Source organism: Kitasatospora sp. NPDC051984, from assembly GCF_044593455.1.
Taxonomy (GTDB): Bacteria; Actinomycetota; Actinomycetes; order Streptomycetales; family Streptomycetaceae; genus Kitasatospora.
Map to the genome: position 1 here is coordinate 1 of NZ_JBIUCB010000013.1, position 21,168 is coordinate 21,168.

The 21,168-nt window shown below is 72.1% G+C and carries 22 protein-coding genes; 11 read left to right on the forward strand and 11 right to left on the reverse strand.

What is annotated here, in order from left to right:
- Positions 1-107 precede the first annotated feature (107 nt).
- A complete protein-coding gene (locus ACIHEI_RS23780) occupies positions 108-1,904 on the reverse strand; it encodes an AMP-dependent synthetase/ligase (RefSeq protein WP_396608020.1) in 1,797 nt (598 codons plus the stop codon).
- A gap of 248 nt (positions 1,905-2,152) precedes the next feature.
- On the opposite strand from ACIHEI_RS23780, the gene ACIHEI_RS23785 reads away from it, so the two are divergent.
- From ACIHEI_RS23785 to ACIHEI_RS23805, 5 genes are all read left to right on the forward strand, one after another.
- The gene (locus tag ACIHEI_RS23785) at positions 2,153-2,587 is read left to right on the forward strand and encodes an SRPBCC family protein (protein ID WP_387643684.1); all 435 of its coding nucleotides are present in this window, start codon (positions 2,153-2,155) and stop codon (positions 2,585-2,587) included.
- An 8-nt stretch (positions 2,588-2,595) separates the two neighbouring features.
- Positions 2,596-3,759 carry an ArsA family ATPase gene (locus ACIHEI_RS23790; RefSeq protein WP_387643686.1) on the forward strand — a complete coding sequence of 388 codons (1,164 nt, stop codon included), beginning with the start codon at positions 2,596-2,598 and terminating at the stop codon, positions 3,757-3,759.
- A gap of 26 nt (positions 3,760-3,785) precedes the next feature.
- Entirely contained in the window at positions 3,786-4,064 is a 279-nt protein-coding gene (locus ACIHEI_RS23795; protein WP_387643689.1) for a DUF5304 family protein, read from the forward strand.
- Positions 4,065-4,261: 197 nt separating this feature from the next.
- Positions 4,262-5,203, forward strand: a complete 942-nt coding sequence (locus tag ACIHEI_RS23800; protein ID WP_387643691.1) for an ROK family glucokinase — start codon at positions 4,262-4,264, stop codon at positions 5,201-5,203.
- A gap of 177 nt (positions 5,204-5,380) precedes the next feature.
- On the forward strand, positions 5,381-6,139 hold the full coding sequence (locus ACIHEI_RS23805) for an endonuclease/exonuclease/phosphatase family protein (RefSeq protein WP_387643694.1): 759 nt from the start codon (positions 5,381-5,383) through the stop codon (positions 6,137-6,139).
- 51 nt (positions 6,140-6,190) lie between these two features.
- On the opposite strand, the gene ACIHEI_RS23810 is transcribed toward ACIHEI_RS23805, so the two are convergent.
- Both ACIHEI_RS23810 and ACIHEI_RS23815 read right to left on the reverse strand, forming a co-directional pair.
- On the reverse strand, positions 6,191-6,781 hold the full coding sequence (locus ACIHEI_RS23810) for a hypothetical protein (RefSeq protein WP_392955696.1): 591 nt from the start codon (positions 6,779-6,781) through the stop codon (positions 6,191-6,193).
- A 10-nt stretch (positions 6,782-6,791) separates the two neighbouring features.
- Positions 6,792-7,571 carry an alpha/beta hydrolase gene (locus ACIHEI_RS23815; RefSeq protein WP_396608021.1) on the reverse strand — a complete coding sequence of 260 codons (780 nt, stop codon included), beginning with the start codon at positions 7,569-7,571 and terminating at the stop codon, positions 6,792-6,794.
- Positions 7,572-7,744: 173 nt separating this feature from the next.
- Here ACIHEI_RS23815 and ACIHEI_RS23820 point away from each other — a divergent pair, with 173 nt between their 5' ends.
- The 3 genes from ACIHEI_RS23820 to ACIHEI_RS23830 all read left to right on the forward strand — a co-directional run bounded on the left by ACIHEI_RS23820 (position 7,745) and on the right by ACIHEI_RS23830 (position 10,422).
- Positions 7,745-8,560, forward strand: coding sequence for a lysophospholipid acyltransferase family protein (locus tag ACIHEI_RS23820; protein WP_392955741.1), 816 nt, complete (start codon positions 7,745-7,747; stop codon positions 8,558-8,560).
- 94 nt (positions 8,561-8,654) lie between these two features.
- On the forward strand, positions 8,655-9,761 hold the full coding sequence (gene macS / locus ACIHEI_RS23825) for a MacS family sensor histidine kinase (RefSeq protein WP_392955739.1): 1,107 nt from the start codon (positions 8,655-8,657) through the stop codon (positions 9,759-9,761).
- The gene (locus ACIHEI_RS23830; protein ID WP_396608022.1) at positions 9,754-10,422 is read left to right on the forward strand and encodes a response regulator; all 669 of its coding nucleotides are present in this window, start codon (positions 9,754-9,756) and stop codon (positions 10,420-10,422) included. The genes macS and ACIHEI_RS23830 overlap by 8 nt, the downstream gene beginning before the upstream one ends.
- Here the strand turns inward: ACIHEI_RS23830 and ACIHEI_RS23835 are convergent.
- The 5 genes from ACIHEI_RS23835 to ACIHEI_RS23855 form a co-directional block, all read right to left on the reverse strand.
- Positions 10,419-11,297, reverse strand: coding sequence for a substrate-binding periplasmic protein (locus tag ACIHEI_RS23835; RefSeq protein ID WP_396608023.1), 879 nt, complete (start codon positions 11,295-11,297; stop codon positions 10,419-10,421). The genes ACIHEI_RS23830 and ACIHEI_RS23835 overlap by 4 nt on opposite strands.
- Positions 11,298-11,306: 9 nt before the next feature.
- Positions 11,307-12,239: a hypothetical protein gene (locus ACIHEI_RS23840; protein WP_396608024.1), complete on the reverse strand. Its 933-nt coding sequence runs from the start codon at positions 12,237-12,239 to the stop codon at positions 11,307-11,309.
- Between the two features lie 33 nt (positions 12,240-12,272).
- On the reverse strand, positions 12,273-13,160 hold the full coding sequence (locus tag ACIHEI_RS23845; RefSeq protein ID WP_396608025.1) for a trypsin-like peptidase domain-containing protein: 888 nt from the start codon (positions 13,158-13,160) through the stop codon (positions 12,273-12,275).
- On the reverse strand, positions 13,157-13,543 hold the full coding sequence (locus tag ACIHEI_RS23850; RefSeq protein ID WP_396608026.1) for a CU044_2847 family protein: 387 nt from the start codon (positions 13,541-13,543) through the stop codon (positions 13,157-13,159). Before ACIHEI_RS23850 ends, ACIHEI_RS23845 begins: the two co-directional genes overlap by 4 nt.
- Positions 13,544-13,642: 99 nt before the next feature.
- Entirely contained in the window at positions 13,643-15,580 is a 1,938-nt protein-coding gene (locus tag ACIHEI_RS23855) for an anthranilate synthase family protein (RefSeq protein ID WP_396608027.1), read from the reverse strand.
- A gap of 298 nt (positions 15,581-15,878) precedes the next feature.
- Here ACIHEI_RS23855 and ACIHEI_RS23860 point away from each other — a divergent pair, with 298 nt between their 5' ends.
- Together ACIHEI_RS23860 and ACIHEI_RS23865 are read left to right on the forward strand one after the other, a co-directional pair.
- On the forward strand, positions 15,879-17,210 hold the full coding sequence (locus ACIHEI_RS23860; protein ID WP_387643716.1) for a class II 3-deoxy-7-phosphoheptulonate synthase: 1,332 nt from the start codon (positions 15,879-15,881) through the stop codon (positions 17,208-17,210).
- 126 nt (positions 17,211-17,336) lie between these two features.
- Positions 17,337-17,570, forward strand: coding sequence for a bacterioferritin-associated ferredoxin (locus ACIHEI_RS23865; RefSeq protein WP_380481029.1), 234 nt, complete (start codon positions 17,337-17,339; stop codon positions 17,568-17,570).
- A gap of 13 nt (positions 17,571-17,583) precedes the next feature.
- Here ACIHEI_RS23865 and bfr read toward each other — a convergent pair whose 3' ends face one another.
- Entirely contained in the window at positions 17,584-18,063 is a 480-nt protein-coding gene (bfr, locus tag ACIHEI_RS23870; RefSeq protein ID WP_392955681.1) for a bacterioferritin, read from the reverse strand.
- Between the two features lie 313 nt (positions 18,064-18,376).
- Between bfr and ACIHEI_RS23875 the strand changes: the two genes are divergently transcribed.
- Positions 18,377-19,006: a sulfite oxidase-like oxidoreductase gene (locus ACIHEI_RS23875; protein ID WP_392955679.1), complete on the forward strand. Its 630-nt coding sequence runs from the start codon at positions 18,377-18,379 to the stop codon at positions 19,004-19,006.
- Between the two features lie 7 nt (positions 19,007-19,013).
- On the opposite strand, the gene pknB is transcribed toward ACIHEI_RS23875, so the two are convergent.
- Positions 19,014-20,744, reverse strand: a complete 1,731-nt coding sequence (gene pknB / locus ACIHEI_RS23880; RefSeq protein ID WP_396608105.1) for a Stk1 family PASTA domain-containing Ser/Thr kinase — start codon at positions 20,742-20,744, stop codon at positions 19,014-19,016.
- A gap of 64 nt (positions 20,745-20,808) precedes the next feature.
- Positions 20,809-21,114 carry a hypothetical protein gene (locus ACIHEI_RS23885; RefSeq protein WP_396608028.1) on the reverse strand — a complete coding sequence of 102 codons (306 nt, stop codon included), beginning with the start codon at positions 21,112-21,114 and terminating at the stop codon, positions 20,809-20,811.
- Between the last annotated feature and the right edge of the window lie 54 nt (positions 21,115-21,168).

The following is a 21,168-nucleotide window of genomic DNA, read 5'->3' on the forward strand; positions in this document are numbered from 1 at the left end:
GGGGGGGGGGGGGGGGGGGGGGGGGGGGGGGCGGGGGGGGGGGGGGCCGGGGGGGGGGGGGGGCCCCCCCCCCCCCCCCCCCCCCCCCCCCCCGCCCCTGATTTCCCTTACCGGGCGTACAGCGCCTCGATGTCGGCCGCGAAGTCCTTCAGGACGACGTTGCGCTTGAGCTTGAGGGACGGGGTGAGGTGGCCGCTGGCCTCGGTGAAGGTGGTGGTGAGGAGGCGGAACTTCTTGACGGCCTCGGCGTGGGAGACGGCCAGGTTGCCGTCGTCGACGGCGGCCTGGATCGCGGCGAGGAGGTCGGGGTCCTCGCGGAGGTCGGAGACCGTCGCGTCGGCGGGCTTGTTGTTGAGGGCCTTCCAGCGGGGGAAGAACTCGTCGTCGACCGTGACGAGGCAGGCGATGAAGGGCTTGCGGTCGCCGACGACCATGACCTCGCCGACGATCGCGTGGGCGCGGATGCGGTCCTCGATCACGGCGGGGGCGACGTTCTTGCCGCCGGCGGTGACGATGATTTCCTTCTTGCGGCCGGTGATGGTGAGGTAGCCGTCGTCGTCGAGGGTGCCGATGTCGCCGGTGGCGAACCAGCCGTCCCGGAGGGCTTCGGCGGTGGCGGTGGGGTTGTTCCAGTAGCCGGTGAAGATGTTCGGGCCCTTGAGCAGGACCTCGCCGTCCTCGGCGATGCGGACCGCGGAGCCGGGGAGCGGCTGGCCGACGGTGCCGATCTTGGCCCGGTCGTTGGGGTTGAAGGTGGTGGCGGCGCAGGACTCGGTGAGGCCGTAGCCCTCCAGGACGGAGAAGCCGATGCCGCGGTAGAAGTGGCCGAGCCGTTCGCCGAGCGGGGCGCCGCCGGAGATGGCGGTCTTGCAGCGGCCGCCGAGCGCGTTGCGGAGCTTGACGTAGACCAGCTTGTCGAAGATCGCGTGCTTGATCCGAAGCATCAGCGAGGGGCCGCCGGCGTCCAGGGCACGGCTGTAGGCGATGGCGGTGTCGGCGGCGCGGTCGAAGATCTTGCCCTTGCCGTCGGCCTGGGCCTTGGCGCGGGCGGTGTTGTAGACCTTCTCGAAGACCCGGGGGACGCCGAGGATCAGCGTCGGCTGGAAGGAGCCGAGTTCCTCGGTGACGTTCCGGATGTCGGAGACGTGGCCGAGCTTGACCGGGACGATGGCGGCGGCGATCTCGGCGATCCGGCCGAGCACGTGGGCCAGCGGCAGGAACAGCAGGACCGAGGACTCGCCGGTGACGAACAGCTCGGGCATCCGGGCGGTGACGTTGCCCAGTTCGGCGAGGAAGTTGCCGTGGGTGAGCTGACAGCCCTTGGGGCGGCCGGTGGTGCCGGAGGTGTAGACGATGGTGGAGATCGAGTCGGGGTTCGCGATGACGCGGCGTTCGGCGATCACCTGGTCGGCGATGTCCTTGCCGGCCCGGGTCAGCTCGGCGATGCCGTCGCGTTCGATCTGCCAGGTGTGCGTGAGCGCGGGCAGGGCCTCGCGGACCTCGGTGATCACGGCGGCGTGCTTGTCGGTCTCGGTGATCACGACGAGTGCGCCGGAGTCGCCGAGGATCCACTGCACCTGCTCGGCGGAGGAGGTCTCGTAGACGGGGACGGTGATCGCGCCGGCGGTCCAGATCGCGAAGTCCAGCAGCGTCCACTCGTAGCGGGTGCGGGACATCACGGCGACCCGGTCGCCCGGGCCGACGCCGGACGCGATCAGGCCCTTGGCTACGGCGTGCACCTCGGCGAGGAACTGGACGGCAGTGAGATCCTGCCAGTGCCCGTCCACCTTGCGGCTGAGCACAGCGACGCCCGGGTGCCGCTCCGCGTTCTGGTGGACCAGGTCGGCGAGGTTGCCATCGCTCGGTACCTGGTAGCGGGCCGGAAGGCTGAACTCCTCGAGCAAGACTGCTCCTCGTCTGCGACGCTGCGGGACGACTGGACGTTACTGCTGGGTAGGTGAGTTCGACCAGAGGGGTCGGCCTCGGTGTTCCGATCGTCACATCGCAGGTCGGACGTGGGATGGATCGATGCGAACCCTACGGCAGACGCAATGTGACCCGCCGGTAAGGTGCCCGGGCGGAAAGTAGCCGGGCCCGCCCGCGATAGCCTCTGGTGGGCGCACAGCAGCACAGGGAGATCGCGGAGGCCGCAATGGCGGAGCACACCAGGTCGAGCATTGTCATCGACGCCACCCCGGCCGAGGTCATGGCGGTGATCGCCGATTTCGCCGCCTACCCGGAGTGGACCGACGAACTGAAGGAGATCGAGGTCCTGCAGACCGGGCCGGACGGCCGCGCCGCCGAGGTGCGGCTGCTGCTGGACGCCGGCGCGATCCGCGACGAGCACTCCCTCGCCTACACCTGGGACGGCGACCGCGAGGTCAGCTGGACCCTGGTCCGGAGCCAGATGCTGCGCTCCCTGGACGGCTCCTACCGGCTCACCCCCGCCGGCCAGGGCCGCACCGAGGTCACCTACCAGCTGGCCGTGGACGTCAAGATCCCGATGCTCGGCATGATCAAGCGCAAGGCCGAGAAGGTCATCATCGACCGGGCGCTGGCCGGCCTGAAGAAGCGCGTCGAGGGCTGACCGGGTCCGTGGCCACCCGCACCGTACTCGTCAGCGGCCCCGAATCCGCCAGGATCGCCGCCGCCACCGCCCTGCACCACGCCCGGCAGGGCAGCGAAACCCTGCTGCTGGCCGCCGACGACCCGCACCGGGCCGTCGACGACCTGCTCGGCGTCCGGCTCGGGCCCGAAGCCGTCGAGCTGGAGCGCTTCCTGAGCGCCGCCAGGGTCGACGAACAGGCCGCGTTCCGCTCCGCCCTGGACGGCTACCGCGAACGGCTCGCCCCCGCGCTCGACCTGATCGGCGCCCAGCCGCTCGACCCCGACGAGCTCGCCCCGCTGCCCGGCACCCGCGCCCTCGCCCTGCTGCGCGCGCTGCCCCGGGCCAAGGCCGAGGTACTGGTGGTCGCCGCCCCGCCGCCCGCCGAACTGATCGCCACCCTCGCGCTGCCCGACCAGCTGGAGCGCTACCTGACCCGGCTGCTCCCCGAACAGCGCCAGGCCGCCCGCGCGCTGCGCCCGCTGCTGGCCGGGCTGGCGGGCGTCCCGATGCCCACCGACAAGCTGTTCGAGGCCCGGGCCGCCGCGTCCGCCGCGCTCGCCGAGGCCGCCGCCGTGATCACCGCGCCCGGCACCACCGTCCGCCTGGTGCTGGACGCCGCCCGCCCCGCGCCGCGCGCCCTCGCCCGGATCCGGGCCGGACTCGCCCTGCACGGCCTGCCGCTGGACGCGGTGGTCGCGCACGGCGCGCACCCCGCCGAAGCCGTCGACTCCCCGGACCCGTGGCTGGCCCGCACCGCCGCCCGGCAGCGCGAACAACTCGACACGCTGGCAGAGGCGTTGGACGTCCCACTGCTGACCGCCCGGCAGCCGGACAGCACCCTGGAAGCGCTCGCCGAGCAGCTGTACCGGGCCGGCGCCCCGCGCATCCCCGCGCCCGCCGAGCCGTGGACCGAGGACCGGCTGGCCGCCGAGAACCTGCTGATCTGGCACCTGCCGCTGCCCGGCGCGGACCGCGAGGACCTCGAACTGCTGCGCCGCGGCGACGAATTGGTTCTTGGCGCCGGAACCTACCGGCGGGTCGTGGCACTCCCGTCCGCGCTGCGCCGTTGCACCGTCAGCGGGGCCGGCCTGGTCGACGGGACGCTGTCGGTGCGGTTCACCCCCGATCCCGCACTGTGGCCGCGCGGGTAGCGGAATCCGACGGACGGGAGCGTGTGATGAGTACGGAACAGCCGGGCGGGACGGGCGAGTTCGCGCCGCTGGTGGAAGAGGTGCGGAAGTTCGCGACCGCGCTCGGCGGCAAGGCCGTGGAGATCGGCGGCAAGCTGCGTGAGTCCAACCCCGAGGTGTACGGCCACCTGGCCGCCGCCGGCGGCGAGTTGCTGGCCGCGTACCGCGCCGCCGTGGCCGGTCACGAGCGGCGCTGGTCGGCGCCCCAACACGCCGAGACCGAGCGGGTGGACCTGGACGGGCCCCAGGAGGCCTCCGACAAGTAGTTAAGCCGGAAGTTCGTCAGCGTCACTTTGCGGTTCCGAGCCATCACCGAACGGGACAGTCGATATGACTCCTGAAGGCAGTTTGCCCGATGGGTCGAGGGTTGCCTTCGGATAATGTAGGCCGAACTGTGTACGTGGGCACCCCTCAGCCGGTACCGTTCCGCCTGAGCGGGAACGAGTGAATAGCTGAGGGACACATGGCTCTGACCATCGGCGTGGACGTCGGCGGTACCAAGATCGCAGCAGGTGTGGTCGACGAGTCCGGCGAGATTCTGGCCAAGACCCGGGTGCCCACCCCGGCCGACCCCCAGTGGGCGGTCGACGCCATCGCCCAGGGCGTACGGGAGTTGAAGGAGCAGTACCCTGGCGTCGCCGCCGTCGGCGTCGGCGCGCCCGGCTTCGTCAGCCGGGACCGCTCCACCGTCCTGATGGCGCCCAACATCGCCTGGGAGAACGAGCCCCTCAAGCAGCGCGTCGAGGAACTCACAGGCCTGCCCACCGTGATCGAGAACGACGCCAACTGCGCCGCCTGGGCCGAGTTCCGGTTCGGCGCCGCGGCCGATTACGAGGACATGCTGCTGATCACCGTCGGCACCGGCATCGGCGGCGGCATCGTCCTCGACGGCCGCCTGCACCGCGGACGGTTCGGCGTCGCCGGCGAGATCGGCCACCTCAACATGGTCCCCGACGGCCTGCCCTGCGGCTGCGGCGGCCACGGCTGCTGGGAACAGTACGGCTCCGGGCGCGCGCTGCGACGCTACGGCCGCGAGAAGGCCGCCGCCGACCCGATCGCCGGCAAGCGGATGCTCGAACTCAACGAGGGCCTCGCCGAGACCATTCGCGGCATCCACATCACCCAGGCCGCGGAGGAGGGCGACCCGCTGGCCCTCGCCTGCTACGCGGAGGTCGCCGACTGGCTCGGCCGCGGCATGGCCGACCTCGCCGCGCTCTTCGACCCGGCCGTCTTCGTCCTCGGCGGCGGCGTCTCGGACTCCGGCCGTCTGCTGCTCGACCCCGTCTCGGTCGCCTTCGAGAAGTACCTGACGGGCGGGCCGGCCCGGCCGCGCGCGAACGTCGTGCTGGCTTCGATGGGGTCGGCGGCGGGGATCGCGGGCGCGGCGGACCTGGCGCGCAGCTGAAACCAGGGGCGTGAAGAACTGCGCGACAAGCGCAAGCCTGTCCGTGAGGTCGCGAGCAGTGTTCAAGTCATTGCCTGCGTCGCGATCCTGCTGACGGGTGCGTTCCCCTTCGCGCAGTTCCCCGCGCCCCTGCCTTCGCACTCACCTGCCCCCCTCCTAGCTGTTACTGTCGGTCAGGTGACGGACACTGATGTTGCGTTGGCGTCCTCCGGGGTGGAGCCGGACGGGGCGCGGCGGGTGCGGGTGATGAGTTACAACGTGCGGTCGTTGCGTGATGACCGGGCGGCGGTGGCTCGGGTGATCCGGGCGTGCGATCCGGACGTGGTGTGTGTGCAGGAGTCGCCGCGGTACTGGAAGAGCGAGAAGGCCGCGGCGTGGCTGGCGCACCGGACCGGCATGGTGATTCTGGCCGGCGGCGGCCGCGTCGCGGCGGGGCCGTTGTTGCTCGGCAGGTTGCGGGTGGACGTGCTGGAGCTGCGGGACACGCTGTTGCCGAAGGCACGGGGGTTGCACGCGCGGGGGTTCGCGAGTGCGCTGCTGCGGATCGGCGGGTCGCGTCCGTTCTCCGTGACGAGTTGCCATCTGAGTCTTCAACCGGAGGAGCGGCTGCGGCAGTTCGAGCTGTTGCGGCGTCAACTGCGGCCGGGGGAGCCGGGCGTGGTGGCCGGGGATTTCAACGAGCCGCCGGAGGGCCCGGGTTGGCGGGCGTTCGCGGAGGAGTTGACGGACGCTCACGCGAAGGCGCCGTGGGGCGGGACGTTCACTTCGGTGCCGGCGCAGCCGTACCAGCGGATCGACGGGGTGTTCGCGACGCCGGACATCGACGTGCTGGGCTGCGGGGTGCCGTATCCGCTGCCGGGTGTCTCGGCGGAGGACCTGCGGGCGGCGACGGATCATCTGCCGGTGCTGGCGGCACTGCGGGTGCCCGCTCCGTGACGGAACGGTCGCGCCGGGGCTGAGCGGTCTTCGGCCCCGGCGCGGGCGGGGTCAGACGACGGCGCCGCCGTTCGGGTCGTCAGGCTCGTCGTCGTTGCGGTCCTTCATGCGGGCCACCAGGGTGGCGAAGCCGCCGAGGAAGGCGATGCCGCCGACCCAGGCGGGCCAGCCGGAGACCTCGCGCCACACCAGGGCGTCGAACATGATCAGTGCCGGTCCGCCGAGGACGGCCAGCCAGGCGAACTTGGCGGTGGTTTCGGCCGGGGGCAGCGGCGGGGGCTCCGGCGGGACGAAGTGGCCCTCGTCCTCGTCCTCGGCGACGGTGTAGTCGCGGGGGCCGCCCTCGGCGGGGCGGGGGACCGGGCGGGGGGCGAAGTCGCCGAGGCCGGTGGGGCCGGTGGGCGCGCTGGGCCGCCGGGGGCGCTCGGTGACGTTCTCCGCGTCGGGCCAGGCGTGCTCGGTGGCGTCCACGGGTTCGTCGAACCGGCCGACCAGCTCGGCGAAGATCGCGTCCTGTTCGGCCTGGCTGCCGGCGGCGGGGCGCCGCGGGGCGGGCTCGGGCGCGGCTTCTTCGGCGGGTTCGGCCGCCTTCGGGTCGTCGCGGGGCAGGTCGTCGTCGTTCGCTTTGCTGGTCTCGTTCACTATCGGCCTTTCAGCCCGAGTGGTTCCCGGCATCGACCGCCGCTGCCGGGGCCAGCCGCCGGACGAAGTCGAGGCTCGCCCCGAAGATCAGACCGGCGTCGTGGTCCAGCGTGGCCACGTGGAAGCTGCGGTCGAGCAGCAGCTCCGTCACATCGGTCGAGGATATCCGGGCGAGCACCATCGCCGAGTTGTGCGGCGAGACCACGTGGTCCTGCGGACTGTGCAACAGCAGAACGGGCTGGGTCACCCTCGGCATTCCCGCCTGGACGCTCTTCCACAGCCGGGCCAGTGACCAGGCGGCGTGCAGCGGCAACCGGTCGTAGCCGACCTCGGTCGTGCCGGGCTTCGCGATGTCCGAGGCGATGCCGGGCAGCGACGGCAGCAGGTGGCGCAGGACCGGAAGAAGCACCGTCGCGGGGTTGTCGGAGCGCACCGACGGGTTGACGAGCACCAGTCCGGAGATCCGGTCGCCGTGCTTCTCGGCGAGCTTGAGGGCGAGTGCCCCGCCCATCGACAGCGCGCAGACGAAGACCTGCTCGCACCGGTCGGCGAGCTCGAGGAGGGCGGTCTCCGCGGTGGCGTACCAGTCCTCCCAGCGGGTCGGCTGGAGGTCCTGCCAGCGGGTGCCGTGGCCGGGCAGCAGCGGGACGCTGACGGTGAGTCCGGCGTCGGCCAGATGTTCGGCCCACGGCCGCATGGACTGCGGGGAACCGGTGAAACCGTGGACGAGCAGCACGCCGACCTGCCCGCCGTCGTGGCGGTACGGCTCGGCTCCCGGCATCAGCGGCATCGGCGGAACTCCTGGAGGTGTGGGGGGTTTTCCCCGATCGTCCCACGGGCGGGTTGCCCCGTACAGAGGTGCGCGGCGGCGCTGGAACGGGTCGCCGGTGCACGGGCGGGCAAGCACAAGCATTAGGATCGTCCGGTCCGCACAACAGGAGGCCCCGGTTGTTCTACCGACTGATGAAGATGATCGTCGCGCCGCTGCTGCGGATCTTCTTCCGGCCGTGGATGGAGGGCGAGGAGAACATTCCGGACGAAGGCCCGGCCATCCTCGCCAGCAACCACCTGTCCTTCTCGGACTCGTTCTTCCTACCCGCGCTGCTCAAGCGGCGGGTGACGTTCATCGCGAAGGCCGAGTACTTCACCACGCCCGGCATCAAGGGCCGGCTGACCGCGGCGTTCTTCAAGGGCGTCGGCCAGCTCCCGGTGGACCGCTCGGGCGCCCGCGGCGCCGGCGAGGCGGCGATCCGCAGCGGCATCGCGGTGATCGAGCGCGGCGAGGTGTTCGGCGTCTACCCGGAGGGCACCCGCTCGCCCGACGGCAAGCTGTACCGCGGCAAGGTCGGCGGACTGGCCCGCGTCGCGCTGGCCACCGGTGCGCCGGTGATCCCGGTCGCGATGATCGACACCGAGAAGGTGCAGCCGCCCGGCCAGGTGATCCCCAACTTCGGCGTCCGCCCCGGCATCCGGATCGGCCGTCCGCTGGACTTCTCCCGCTACCAGGGCATGGAGAACGACCGGTTCATCCTGCGCTCGGTCACCGACGAGGTGATGTACGAGATCATGCGGCTGTCCGGCCAGGAGTACGTGGACATCTACGCGACCGCCGCCAAGCGGCAGCTCGCCGAGGAGAAGAAGGCCGCCGACGCGGACCGCAAGGCGCAGCAGAAGGCCGAGAAGGCCGCCGCCGCCGAGCAGGCCGAGCAGGAGAAGGCCGAGCAGGAGAAGGCCGCGGGTCGGGAAAAGGCAGAGCAGGAGAAGGACGCCGGGGCCTGACCGGCCGTCAGGGGGGCTTGCCGTGGGGGAGCACAGACCCGCCGTGCCGCAGCCGGGGCCGTCAGGTCCGGCCGCGGCCGTGGTGGCCGGCGGGATGTCGGTGGAACTGCCGCTGTGGCGTGCCATGGGGTACTTCCGGGTGCTGGCACTCGCGTACGCCGTGCTGCGGTTCTTCACCGCGTACCGGGAGTTCCTGCACCCGGTGTCCGGCTGGATCTACCTGGGCGCGCTGACCCTGTGGACGCTGGCCAGCACCCGGGCGTTCGCCGGGCCGAAGCGGTGCACCTGGGCGGTGCTCGGCACCGACCTGCTGTTCGCGGTGTTCGGCATCGTGCAGAGCGGCTTCATCGACACCCCCGCCCGGATCCACGCCGGCGCGCCGACGCTGCCCACCATCTGGGCGGCCGGCACCGTGCTCGGCTTCGCCGGCAAGGGCGGCTGGCGGCCCGCCGCGTTCGCCGGAGCGGTGATCGGCGCCGCCAACATCCTCGGCCACGGCGGGGTCAGCCCCGACAACCTGCACAACATCGTGCTGCTGCTGGTCGCGGGCTGCGCGATCGGCTACGTCATCGAACTCGCCCGGGCCAGCGAGGCCGTGCTCACCCGGGCACTCCAGGTGGAGGCCGCCACCCGGGAACGCGAACGGCTGTCCCGGGACATCCACGACGGGGTGCTCCAGGTGCTCGCCCTGGTGCACCGTCAGCAGGGCGACGCCGCCGAGCTGGGACGACTGGCCGGGGAACAGGAACGTGCGCTGCGGGCCCTGATGACAGGCGCCCAGCAGCCGGAACTCGAGGACGGCGAGGCGGACCTGCGCCCGCTGGTCTCCCGGCACGCGGACGAGCGGATCACCGTCGCCGCGCCCGCCACCCCGGTGCTGATGCCCGCGCCGGTGGCCGCCGAACTGGCCGCCGCGGTCGCGGCCGCGCTGGACAACGTACGGACGCACGCGGGTGAGGGCGCCCGCGCCTGGATCCTGCTGGAGGACGAGCCGCAGGCCGTCACGGTCTCGGTCCGCGACGACGGCCCCGGCTTCCCGGCCGGACGGCTGGCCCAGGCGCAGCGCGACGGCCGGCTGGGCGTGTCGCAGTCGATCCGCGGCCGGATGCTGGACCTCGGCGGCAGCGCCGAGCTGTACTCGGTGCCCGGAGAAGGCGTCGAGGTGGAACTGCGGTGGCCGAGGAGGGGTGGCGATGTCTGATCAGCCGGTGCGGGTGATGGTGGTGGACGACCACCCGATGTGGCGCGACGGGGTGGCCCGGGACCTGGCGGAGGCCGGGTTCGCGGTGGTCGCCACCGCCGGGGACGGCGAGGAGGCGGTGCGCCGGGCCAGGGCCAGCGCCCCGCAGGTGGTGGTACTCGACCTCAACCTGCCCGCGCTGCCCGGCGTCGAGGTGTGCCGCCAAGTGGTGGCCGCCGACCCGGCGGTGCGGGTGCTGGTGCTGTCCGCGAGCGGCGAGCACACCGACGTGCTGGAGGCAGTGAAGTCCGGAGCGACCGGCTACCTGGTGAAGTCGGCCGGCCGCGAGGAACTGATCGACGCGGTGAGCCGCACCGCCGTCGGCGACCCGGTCTTCACCCCCGGCCTGGCCGGGCTGGTGCTCGGCGAGTTCCGCCGCCTGGCCACCGAGCCCGGCACCCCCGCCCAGCCGGCCGCGCCGCAGCTGACCCCCCGGGAGACGGAGGTGCTGCGGCTGGTCGCCAAGGGCCTGTCGTACCGCCAGATCGCCGACCGGCTGGTGCTCTCGCACCGCACCGTGCAGAACCACGTGCAGAACACCCTCGGCAAGCTGCAACTGCACAACCGGGTCGAGCTGGTGCGGTACGCGATCGAGCAGGGGCTGGACGAGGAGCTGGGCTAGGCCGAGCAGTCCCCACCGACGGCGTTGGTGACGGGCTGGAAGGTGTCGCGGATCTCCTCGTTGGTGAAGTCGTCGAGCCCGAGGTCCTGCTTCAGGGTGGTCGTCCAGTCGGTGTCCTGGAGGTACTCGGCGATCGCCTTGCGGAGCAGCTCGCAGGCCTTCTGGTGGCCCTTGGGCAGCATCATCATCAGGTACTGCGGCCTGCCGATCCGGGCGTTCCGGGGGACCCGGTAGGTGTGCTCGGTGCCGGAGCCGGAGTTGATCGCGATGCCCTGCAGGACCACGTAGTCGGCGAGCACGGCCTCGGCGGTGCCGTCGTTGAGCCGGTCGATGCACGCGTTGAGGTCGGGGGCGCTGACGGGGGGCCGACCGCCGTTCTGCTCCAGGGTGCTGTAGGCGGTGGTCTTCTCCTGCGCGCAGACGGCGAGCGGCCGGAGGTCCTCGGCTTTGTTGATCTCCCGGGTGTCCGAGGCCTTCAGCAGGACGCCGAGCGGGGTCTGCAGGTAGGGGCCGGCCATGTCGAAGTCGTGCTTCAGATCGTCCCGTTCGGAGATGTCGGCTATCACCAGGTCGACCTTGTTGTGGTTGGTCTTGCCGTCGAGGAGGGCTTCCTTCCAGTTGGCCGTGGTCACCGGCAGCGAGGTGAAGTCGCGGTGCAGCAGACCTTGCACCACCTTCTGCGCCACGTGCGGCTCGAAGCCGTCGTAGTTGCCCTTGCCGGTGAGGTCGGACATGCCGGGGCGGCCGCTCTTGAAGCCGATCTTGATCGGATCACTGTCGAACGGATTCGGCTTGCTGTCGTCGGAGCAGCCGAACGCGGCGGCGGCCAGCAGGAGCAGACAGGCCGCCAGACGGACGGTGCGTGGTGCGTGCACGGGAACCTCCTATCGCTCGAACTCGACGCGCTGGGTGTCTATCTTTCGTACGCAGCCGGGCGAGGCATCCATGCGCAGGGTGATGCGCAGGCCGTTGTGGCCGGGTGGGACGGCGACGGACAGAGGCTTGTCCGGCGGCTGCCAGCCGGTGCTCCCGCCCGGTTCGGCGGAGAGGGCGATCTGGATCCCACGGCAGCTGCCTTGGTCGGGATGCTCGTCCGTCAACTCGATGTGTGCCACCAGCCGCTTCGCCTCGGGCGGGACGTTCACCACGGCCGAGGACGCGTTGCCGGGATCCACCGACCCCGGTTGCCAGGTCACCGCCTGGTCGGGCAGCGGCGCCGGCCCCTTGTCGAGCACCAGGGCCGCCAGCCCGCCCGCCAGGGCCAGCAGCGCGACGGCGACCGCCACCACCCGCCAGAACCGGGGCGGCGGGGGCGGCACGCGCTGGACGTAGCTGCGCGAGCGGTCCACCGCGACTCGGGCCTGCTGGGCCAACTGCTCCTCGACGCGGTCGATTTCGAGCAGCAGCAGGGCGGGGCTGCCGCCGGCCAGGGACCGTTCGGCCAGGCCGAGCAGCTCCAGGCCGGAGGCGCGCTCCGGCAGCGGCGCCGGGAAGCACAGCACCTGGGCGATCACCACGAAGTCGGCCCGCTGGTCCATCGTCAGCCCCCGGGCGTCCTGCACCCGGCCGAGGAACCCGACCCAGTCGCCGCGCAGTTGGGAACCGAAGGCGTCGGTCAGCCAGTCGTACAGGTGGCTGATCGCGGCGGCGGGCTGGGGGTGGTCCTCGGCCAGGTACTTGGCGATCCGCTGGGCGGCCTGCGGGAGGCCGGCGAAGTTCACCTGGACGACGTAGTCGGTCTGTTCGGCGAGGTGCTGCTCCAACTGGGGCAGCGGTACGGCCAGTTCGAACCAGCCCGACAGGATGCGCTGCAGCATGTGCCGGGTCTCCCTGGTGCAGCGGTCCATCCCTTAGTCCTCCGGGTCGATGTGCAGCAGTCTTCCGAGTCTTTCGAGCGCCTGGTCCGGTCCGGACAAGGCGATGGCGCAGTGAAGCAGGGCATGCAGGGCGCTGGTCGGGTCGCGGTGGTTGAGGCAGGCGGCGGCGATGCCGCTCAGGTGCAGGAATGCATGCCCGTGGTAGGGCACCTTGATCCCCGCGCCCGGGCCGAGTTGCTCGTTCATGAACTGGATCAGCAGCAGTCGCGCCGGTGGGTCCTGCAGCAGCGCGACCTCGGCCAGCAGCCGGGCGCACGCCTGGGCGGTGACCTTCCGTTCCGGCGCGGGCGGGCGTTCGCCGAGCAGCGGCAGCAGGTCGGACAGCGGGGTGATCCAGCCGCCCAGCGTGCCGACGCTGTCCGCGGTGGCCTTCAGCATGCCGATCACCCGGCCGTCGCCGTCGATCGCCATGCTGCCGCTCAACCCGAACGGGATCGCACCCAGTTGCACCCGCAGGCCGAGCCCGGAGGGGCCCGCCACGGTCAACCGGGCGGATTCCGGGCCGACTTCGCGGGTCAGCTTGTTCTCCGCGAAGCCGTGCACCAGCACGGCGGCGCCGTTGGCGACGTCCCGCCCGGCGAGCGGCACCGCGGGTGCGCCCGCCAGGCCCGGGACGTCCAGCACCGCCAGGTCCGGCGGCGGGTGCACGGCCGCGCCCGGCGGGCGTTCGGGCGGGGCCAGCAGCACCACCCGGGCCGGATGCGCGGTGCCGGAGTGGTGGGCCGTGACCGACGGGTGTCCGGCCACCACGTGGGCGCAGCTGACCACCCGGCCCGCGCCCAGGTGGAAGCCGCTGCCGAGGAACTCCCCGTCGGGTCCGGCCAGCCAGAGCGCGGCGGCCGGCGCGCCGTGCGGCGTCACTCGGCGTCGGCGGGGCGGTCGGCGTCGGGTCGGCCGTCGTCGGGTCGGCCGTCGGGGCGCGACCAGCCCAGCCGTACCACCAGGCTCGCCTCGCCGGACGCCTCCGCCAGCACGCTGATCAACTGGCCTGATTTCACACCCAGGTTGAGGCCGAACTCCACCTCGAAGGAGTCCGGGTCGCCGGCCTCCCGCGCGGTGTCCCGGGCCCAGCGGCCCACCGCGCGGACCGTCCGCCGCACCTCGCCCAGGCTGTGCGTCACCGCCCTGGAGACCGCCCCCGCGTCCCCGGCCGTCGGTTCCGAGCCCGCGCGGACGGCCGCGTGCAGGACGGTGCCGTCGTCCAGGACGATCTCCACCGTGTCGTGTTCCGTTGAATGCGCCATGTCCCCCTCCATTCCCGCTCGCGAAGCAGGATATGAATATCAGTCAACTCCACTCCGTACTACGCGTTTTAAGGGTTCGTGGCGGGTGTGGCGGGTGGGTCAGCCGCGTACTGCCGGGACGGCGTTCAACAGTTCGGCGACGATCTCCACGCCGTCCCTGGTGAGCACCGACTCGGGGTGGAACTGGAGGCCCGCGAAGCCCGGTCCGCGCAGCGCGTGCACGTCCCCGCTGCGCGGGTCGCGGGCCACCTCGATGCCGTCGGCGGCCAGGCGCCGCGCCGCGTCGTCGTCGCAGCGGGCGGTGAAGGTGTTGTAGAAGCCCACGGTGCGGCGGACGCCGAACAGGTCGACGCTCTCCTGCGCGCCCTGGTACGGCACGGCCTTGCGGGCCAGCGGCAGGCCGAGCTGCGCGGACAGCAGCTGGTGGCTGAGGCAGACCGCCAGCAGCGGGGCGGTCCGGGCGCCGTCCCGGGCGGCGGCCAGGGCGTCGGCGACGACCGGGCGCAGCAGCGCCATCTTCGGGTCGTCCGGGTCGGCGGGGTCGCCGGGGCCGGGGCCGAGCACCAGCGGGCCGGGGTGGGCGGCGGCCCGTTCGCGCAGCGACGGGGCGTCGTAGCGCAGCACGGTGACGGTGTGGCCGAGCGAACGCAGCAGGTGGGCGAGCATCGCGGTGAAGGTGTCCTCGCCGTCGACCACCAGCGCGTGGGCGCCCGGGCGGGGCTCGGCGGGCTGCTGCATCCGCAGCCAGAACGGGGCGAGGCCGGCCCGCCGGGAGCCCAGCGCGGACTGCACCCGGTGGTCCTCGGCGAGCCGGGGCCGGGCGGCGGCGGCCTTCGCCGACCGGGCCGGGCGGGCGCCGATCGCGGAGAGCACGCCGGCGGCCTTGGCGTGCGTCTCGGCGACCTCCGAGTACGGGTCGGAGTGCCGGACCAGGGTGGCGCCGACCCGGACCACCAGCGAGTCGTCGGCGGGGTCGATGTCGGCGGCCCGGATGCAGATCGGCGAGTCCAGCTGCTGGCCGCCGCCGGCGGAGCGCCCGATCAGCGCCAGCGCGCCCGAGTAGTAGCCGCGCCCGCCGCGTTCGTACCGGTCGATGACCCGGGTGGCGTTCTGCACGGGGCTGCCGGTGACGGTGGCGGCGAACATGGTCTCCCGCAGCACCTCCCGGACGTCCAGCGAGGTGCGGCCGCGCAGCTCGTACTCGGTGTGCGCGAGGTGCGACATCTCCTTCAGCCGCGGCCCGAGCACCTGCCCGCCGAGGTCGCCGACCGCGCACATCATCTTCAGTTCCTCGTCGACCACCATGGTGAGCTCCTCCAACTCCTTCGGGTCGCGCAGGAATTCGAGGAGGGATTCGGCGGTGGGCCCGGTCGACGGATAGCGGTAGGTGCCGGAGATCGGGTTCATCACCACGGTGCCGCCGGACTGCCGGACGTGGACCTCGGGGGACGCGCCGACCAGCACCCGGTCGCCGGTGTGCACCAGGAACGTCCAGTAGGCGCCGCGCTCGTGCTCCAGCAGCCGCCGGAACAGGGTCAGCGCGGTGGCGGTGGAGAAGCCCGCCAGCTCGGCCCGGAAGTCGCGCCGGATGACGAAGTTGGCGCCCTCGCCGCGCCCGATCTCGTCCTCGATCACCCGCCGGACGATCCCGGCGTACTCCTCGTCCGCGATGTCGAACTCCCCGCCGCGCAGCTCGACCGGCGCGTCCGGCAGCGCCGCCAGCAGCTCGGCCAGCGGCAGCGCGTGCTGCTCCTCGACGGCCAGGGCGCGCAGCGGGGTGCCGTCCTGGCGGGCGGCGAAGCCGCGTTCGCGCAGCTGGGCGTAGGGGACGAGGGCGAGCAGGTCGTGCCGGGGCCCGTCGGCGGGCACGCCGTGCCGAACCGGCAGTTCGGCCAGCGTGTCGTGCTCGGAGACGGTGCCGAGCAGCAGCTCGACGGTGTCGGGGGCGAGCCGGGGCGCGCGGCGGTGCAGCAGGGCGAAGGCGGGGGCGCCGGGCGCGGTGAGCCGGGCGAGCAGGTCGGCTGCGGTGGTGGTCACGACTGCGGTGTTCCCTTCCGGGGGTTGGCTGCGGGCTTCTGCCGCCGCCTCCGGGGAGGGCCGTGACGCTGGACACAGACGCCGACGGCCGCCCCGAAGGGCGGCCGTCGTTCGTCTCTAGGGACGCGCGATCCGTGGGCCGCCCAACGGGCAGGCCCACCACCAGGAGAAGGTGTGCGTCGCGGTCATGGAGCAGACCATAGCCCACCGGCAGGACGCCCGGGGCGATGTCCACGAGCTGTCTCACCCACCGGGCGGCGTCCCCAAGCTGCCGGGGCGAACCCGTAGCCTTGCTTCTGTGACCGTGACTAACCACTCCTGGCAGTCCCTGCCCGCGGCGCAGCAGCCTGAATGGCCGGACCAAGAGGCTCTGCGCAAGACCCTTGCGGAGCTCGCCTCCTATCCGCCGCTCGTCTTCGCCGGCGAGTGCGACCAGCTGCGCGCCCGGCTCGGCGCCGTCGCGCGTGGTGAGGCGTTCCTGCTGCAGGGCGGTGACTGCGCCGAGGCGTTCGACGCCGTGTCGGCCGACCAGATCCGCAACAAGCTGAAGACCCTGCTCCAGATGGCGGCGGTGCTCACCTACGCCGCCTCCGTCCCGGTGGTGAAGGTCGGCCGGATCGCCGGCCAGTACTCCAAGCCGCGTTCGAAGAACACCGAGACCCGTGACGGCGTGACGCTGCCGGTGTACCGCGGTGACTCGGTGAACGGCTTCGAGTTCACCCCCGAGTCCCGGATCCCGGACCCGGAGCGCCTGAAGCGGATGTACAACGCCTCCGCGTCGACGCTGAACCTGGTGCGCGCCTTCACCACCGGTGGTTACGCCGACCTGCGCCAGGTGCACGCCTGGAACCAGGACTTCGTGCGCAACTCCCCGGCCGGTCAGCGCTACGAGCAGCTGGCCCGGGAGATCGATCAGGCGCTGGCCTTCATGAACGCCTGTGGGGTGGCCCCCGAGGAGTTCAAGACGGTCGAGTTCTTCTCCTCGCACGAGGCGCTGATCCTGGACTACGAGACGGCGCTGACCCGCACCGACTCGCGCACCGGCGACCTGTACGACGTCTCCGGCCACATGGTGTGGATCGGTGAGCGCACCCGCCAGCTGGACCACGCGCACATCGAGTTCGCCTCGAAGATCCGCAACCCGATCGGCGTGAAGCTCGGCCCGACCACCACGGTCGACGAGGCGCTCACCCTGATCGACCGGCTGGACCCGGACCGCGAGCCCGGCCGACTCACCTTCATCACCCGGATGGGCGCGGGCAAGATCCGCGACCACCTGCCCACCCTGGTGGAGAAGGTCACCGCGTCCGGCGCCCAGGTGGTGTGGATCAGTGACCCGATGCACGGCAACACCTTCGAGGCGTCCAGCGGCCACAAGACCCGCAACTTCGACGACGTGCTCGACGAGGTCAAGGGCTTCTTCGAGGTGCACCGCGCGCTCGGCACCCACCCGGGCGGCATCCACATGGAGCTGACCGGCGACGACGTCACCGAGTGCGTCGGCGGCGGCGACGAGGTGCTGGTCGACGACCTGCACCAGCGCTACGAGACGGCCTGCGACCCGCGGCTCAACCGCAGTCAGTCGCTGGACCTGGCGTTCCTGGTCGCGGAGATGTACCGCAACCAGTAGCCCGGTCAGGTGTGACGAAGGCCCCTCCGTTTTCGGGTGATCCGAGGCGGAGGGGCCTTCTTCGTGTCCGAAGCATCAAGTAAGGTAAGGCTCAGTAGACAACGCCGAGCACGGAAGGGGCCGCACATGTACGTGTGCATGTGCCACGCGGTCACCGAGGCCCGGGTCAAGCAGGAGATCGACGAGGGTGCCACCACCCCGCGTCAGATAGCCCGGGGCTGCAAGGCCGGCACCGACTGCGGTTCCTGCGTGCGGCGCATCCAGGCGCTGCTCGGCGAGCACGGCGCCCGCCCGTGTCCGACGGCCCGGTTGGCCGAGCGGCTGGGCCTGGCCGGGCCGGCCGCCCCGCAGGCCGCCTGACCGGCGCCGCGGCTCAGGTCTCCGGCTGTTCGATCAGCTGCGCCAGGTAGAGCGCCTCGCCGAGCTTGTCCAGCAGTTCCAGCTGGGTGTCCAGGTAGTCGATGTGGTGTTCCTCGTCGGCCAGGATGTCCTCGAAGATGTTCGCCGAGGTGACGTCGTTCTTGGCGCGCATCACCACGATCCCGCGCTTGAGGCGGTCGATCGCCTCCACCTCGACCTGTCGGTCGGCCTCGAACATCTCCTTGACGGTCTGCCCGATCCGGACGTGGAACAGCCGCTGGTAGTTCGGCAGGCCCTCCAGGAACAGGATCCGGTCGGTGAGTGTCTCGGCGTGCTTCATCTCGTCGAAGGACTCGTGCCGGGTGTACTTGGCGAGCTTGGTCCAGCCGTTGTTCTCCTGCATCTTGGAGTGCAGGAAGTACTGGTTGATCGCGGTGAGTTCGGCGGTCAGCTGCTCGTTGAGGAACTCGACGACCTCGGGATCTCCCTGCATGGCCTGCCTTCCTGACGTGGTCAATTCCGGCCGGTGCCGGTTTGCCCGCATCGTGGCAGCCGGTCGGGTTCACTTCCAGTAAGTTCACGCTTACCGGGCGGCCGGGAATCGGCGTTTCTGCCGGTGCGGAAATTCGCTGACCTGCGCGAACGTCGCACTGATTGGGCCGTACGGAGGTATCTGGCCCGAACGTCTGAACGGGGGTCCGGGCGGATTTGCCTCATGTTGCCCCCCTCCGCCGGAATGCGTTCCGGAAGGGGCGCGCAGCGGGGGCGCGCACGGTTCGCCGGGCGCCGTCTGTCACCATGGAGCCATGGGCCAGCACCAATCGGAACAGCCGCCGCCGTCTGACCCGAGGCTTCCGCCCGGCCAGCGCCGGCAGCGCGGCTGGCCCGTTCTGCACTACGGTCCGGTGCCCAGATTCAAACCGGACAGCTGGGACTTCCAGGTGTTCGGGGCGACCGCCGACGCGGAGAAGGCCAGGTGGGACTTCGCCGCCTTCCACGCGCTGCCCAAGGTGACCGTCCGCGGCGACTTCCACTGCGTCACCAAGTTCTCCATGCTCGACAACGAGTGGTGCGGCGTCGCCGCCCGGACAGTGCTCGACCTGGTCCCGCCCGACCCGGGCGTCACCCACGTCATGGTGTGGGCCGAGTTCGGCTACAGCGCCAACCTGCGGCTCGCCGACTTCGCGGATCCGGCGACGGTCTTCGCCACCCACCACGACGGGCAGCCGCTCACCCTCGAACACGGCTTCCCGGTCCGCCTGGTGGTGCCGCACCTGTACGCCTGGAAGGGCCCCAAGTGGGTGCGCGCGGTCGAGTACATGCGCGCCGACCGCCGCGGCTTCTGGGAGGAACGCGGCTACCACAACCGGGCCGACCCCTGGCAGGAGCAGCGCTACTCCTACCAGGAGCAGGACGGCGACGGCCCGCTGCGCTGAACCCGGTTCAGAAGAGGCTGATGGTGATGGTCACCGTCGACCCCTGCGGGCGCGGCGTCCCTGCCGCCGGGGACTGCTCCGTCACCTTGCCGAACGGCAGCAGACCGGAGACCTGAGCGGTGAAGCCCGCGTCCTGCAGGGCCTTCGCCGCGTCGTCCTTGCTCATCCCGGAGACGTCCGGCACCAGGTGCATGCCCTTGGAGACCGTCAGCGCCACCGGCGAGTTCGGGGACAGCGCCGTTCCGGGCGCCGGGTCGGTGGAGATCACCGCGCCCTTCGGCACCGAGTCGCTGAACTGCTCGGTGGTGGTGCCCGCCGTCAGCCTGGCGCCGGACAGCGCCTTGGACGCCTCGGCCAGCGGACGGTTCGCCACCTCCGGCACCGGCACCCGCTCCGGGCCGCGCGAGACGACCACCTTCACCGCGTCGCTCTTGCGGACCTTGGCGCCCACCCCCGGGTCGGTGGAGATCACCTGGCCGGCCTGCACCGACTCGCTGAACTGCTCGCTGAACGTGCCGTGCAGGCCCTGCTTGTCCAGCACCGTGACGGCCTGCTGCCGGCTCTGCCCCAGCACGCTCGGCACCGTCGCGTACACCGCGCCGGACAGCGTGTACGTCACGCCGCCGACCAGCAGCACCACCACGAGCACCACCGCCGACCAGATCAGCGGGGTGCGGCTGCGCCGGGGCGCGCCGCGGCGGCGGCGCGGCGGCGGGTCCTCGTTCACCGGGCGGATCGGCGGCAGCAGGTCCGGCGGGACGTCCAGCACGCTGGTGCGCTCCAGGCCGGGCGGGGCGCTGATCACCGCGGTCGCCTCGCCCGGGCCGAACTGCGGGGTGGGCCGGTGCGAGGCCGGCGGCTCCGCGTCCAACTGCCCGTCCGGCAGCGCCCGGCGCACCCGTTGCACGGCCGCCAGCAGCTCCACCGCGTCCCACGGCCGGGCCTGCGGGTCGCGGGCGGTGGCGGCGGCGACCAGCGCGTCCAGCTCCGGGCCCACGGCGGGGGCGGTGCGGGACGGCGCCGGGACGTCCTCGTGCAGGTGGCGGTACATCACCTGGGCGGCGTTCTCGCCGGTGTGCGGCTTGGTGCCGGTCAGCATCTCGTACAGCAGGATGCCCGCCGCGTAGACGTCCACCCGCTGGTCGGTGGCCGCGTCCTGGCGGATCTGCTCCGGGGCCAGGTACGAGACGGTGCCGAGCAGTTGGCCCGCCTCGGTGGCGGCGGTGGTGTTCGAGTCGGCGGCGCCCATGATCCGGACCAGGCCGAAGTCCGCGACCTTCACCATGCCGTTGTCGGTGATCAGCACGTTCTCCGGCTTCACGTCCCGGTGCACCAGGCCCGCCCGGTGCGCCGCGCCGAGCGCCGCCAGCACCGGCTCCAGGACGTCCAGCGCGGCCCGCACCGAGAGCGCGCCGCGATCGCGCAGCAGGTCGCGCAGGGTGTGGCCGGGGACGTACTCCATCGCCATGAACACCGCGCGCGGATCCGCGCCCTGGTCCAGCACGTTGACCACATTGGGGTGCGCGAGCCGCGCCACCGCCTTCGCCTCACGGATGAACCGCGCCGTGAAGTCGGCGTCGCCCGCCAGCGAAGGATGCATCACCTTCAGCGCGACGGCCCGGTCGAGCCGGGTGTCGGTGCCGCGGTAGACGGTCGACATGCCGCCCACGGCGATCCGCTGCTCGACCCGGTAGCGCCCGTCGAGCAGCACGCCGAGCAGAGGGTCACCTATGGTCATGTCCACCCGAGGAGTCTAGGGGCCGAAGCACGTGCGGTCCGGCAGGGGCCCGGTGTCGAGCCCGTCACCAGGGGATGCGCGGCGGGAAGAGCATCAGCAACGTGATCAGCAGCGCCAGTTGCAGCGCGTGCCCGATCAGTGCCCCCACGCCCGCCCGCAGCCAGCGCCGCGCCGTCGTCGGGTGCCGACGTGCGGTGGCCGCGCCGACCGCGGCGCCGAGCAGCATCGGGCCCAGCAGCAGCACGGTGCCCAGCAGCGACAGACGCGTGCCCCAGATCCTGGTCAACAGGAAACCGTCGATCAGCACGATCGGCGCCCAGGCCATCGCCGCGCCGAGCAGGTCGGTGGCACGGTCGCCCGAGCGTTCCACAGAATCCCCCTTCCGCATGGAGGTGCCATGGTGGCAGCTGGCCCGGGTGCGGGA

Coding starts and splice junctions, on each gene's coding strand:
- ACIHEI_RS23785 (WP_387643684.1), top strand. CDS start 2,153: ATGGCGGAGCACACCAGGTCGAGCATTGTCATCGACGCCACCCCGGCC.
- ACIHEI_RS23795 (WP_387643689.1), top strand. CDS start 3,786: ATGAGTACGGAACAGCCGGGCGGGACGGGCGAGTTCGCGCCGCTGGTG.
- ACIHEI_RS23800 (WP_387643691.1), top strand. CDS start 4,262: ATGGCTCTGACCATCGGCGTGGACGTCGGCGGTACCAAGATCGCAGCA.
- ACIHEI_RS23815 (WP_396608021.1), bottom strand. CDS start 7,571: ATGCCGCTGATGCCGGGAGCCGAGCCGTACCGCCACGACGGCGGGCAG.
- ACIHEI_RS23820 (WP_392955741.1), top strand. CDS start 7,745: ATGAAGATGATCGTCGCGCCGCTGCTGCGGATCTTCTTCCGGCCGTGG.
- macS (WP_392955739.1), top strand. CDS start 8,655: ATGTCGGTGGAACTGCCGCTGTGGCGTGCCATGGGGTACTTCCGGGTG.
- ACIHEI_RS23830 (WP_396608022.1), top strand. CDS start 9,754: ATGTCTGATCAGCCGGTGCGGGTGATGGTGGTGGACGACCACCCGATG.
- ACIHEI_RS23840 (WP_396608024.1), bottom strand. CDS start 12,239: ATGCTGCAGCGCATCCTGTCGGGCTGGTTCGAACTGGCCGTACCGCTG.
- ACIHEI_RS23850 (WP_396608026.1), bottom strand. CDS start 13,543: ATGGCGCATTCAACGGAACACGACACGGTGGAGATCGTCCTGGACGAC.
- ACIHEI_RS23865 (WP_380481029.1), top strand. CDS start 17,337: ATGTACGTGTGCATGTGCCACGCGGTCACCGAGGCCCGGGTCAAGCAG.
- bfr (WP_392955681.1), bottom strand. CDS start 18,063: ATGCAGGGAGATCCCGAGGTCGTCGAGTTCCTCAACGAGCAGCTGACC.
- ACIHEI_RS23875 (WP_392955679.1), top strand. CDS start 18,377: ATGGGCCAGCACCAATCGGAACAGCCGCCGCCGTCTGACCCGAGGCTT.
- pknB (WP_396608105.1), bottom strand. CDS start 20,744: ATGACCATAGGTGACCCTCTGCTCGGCGTGCTGCTCGACGGGCGCTAC.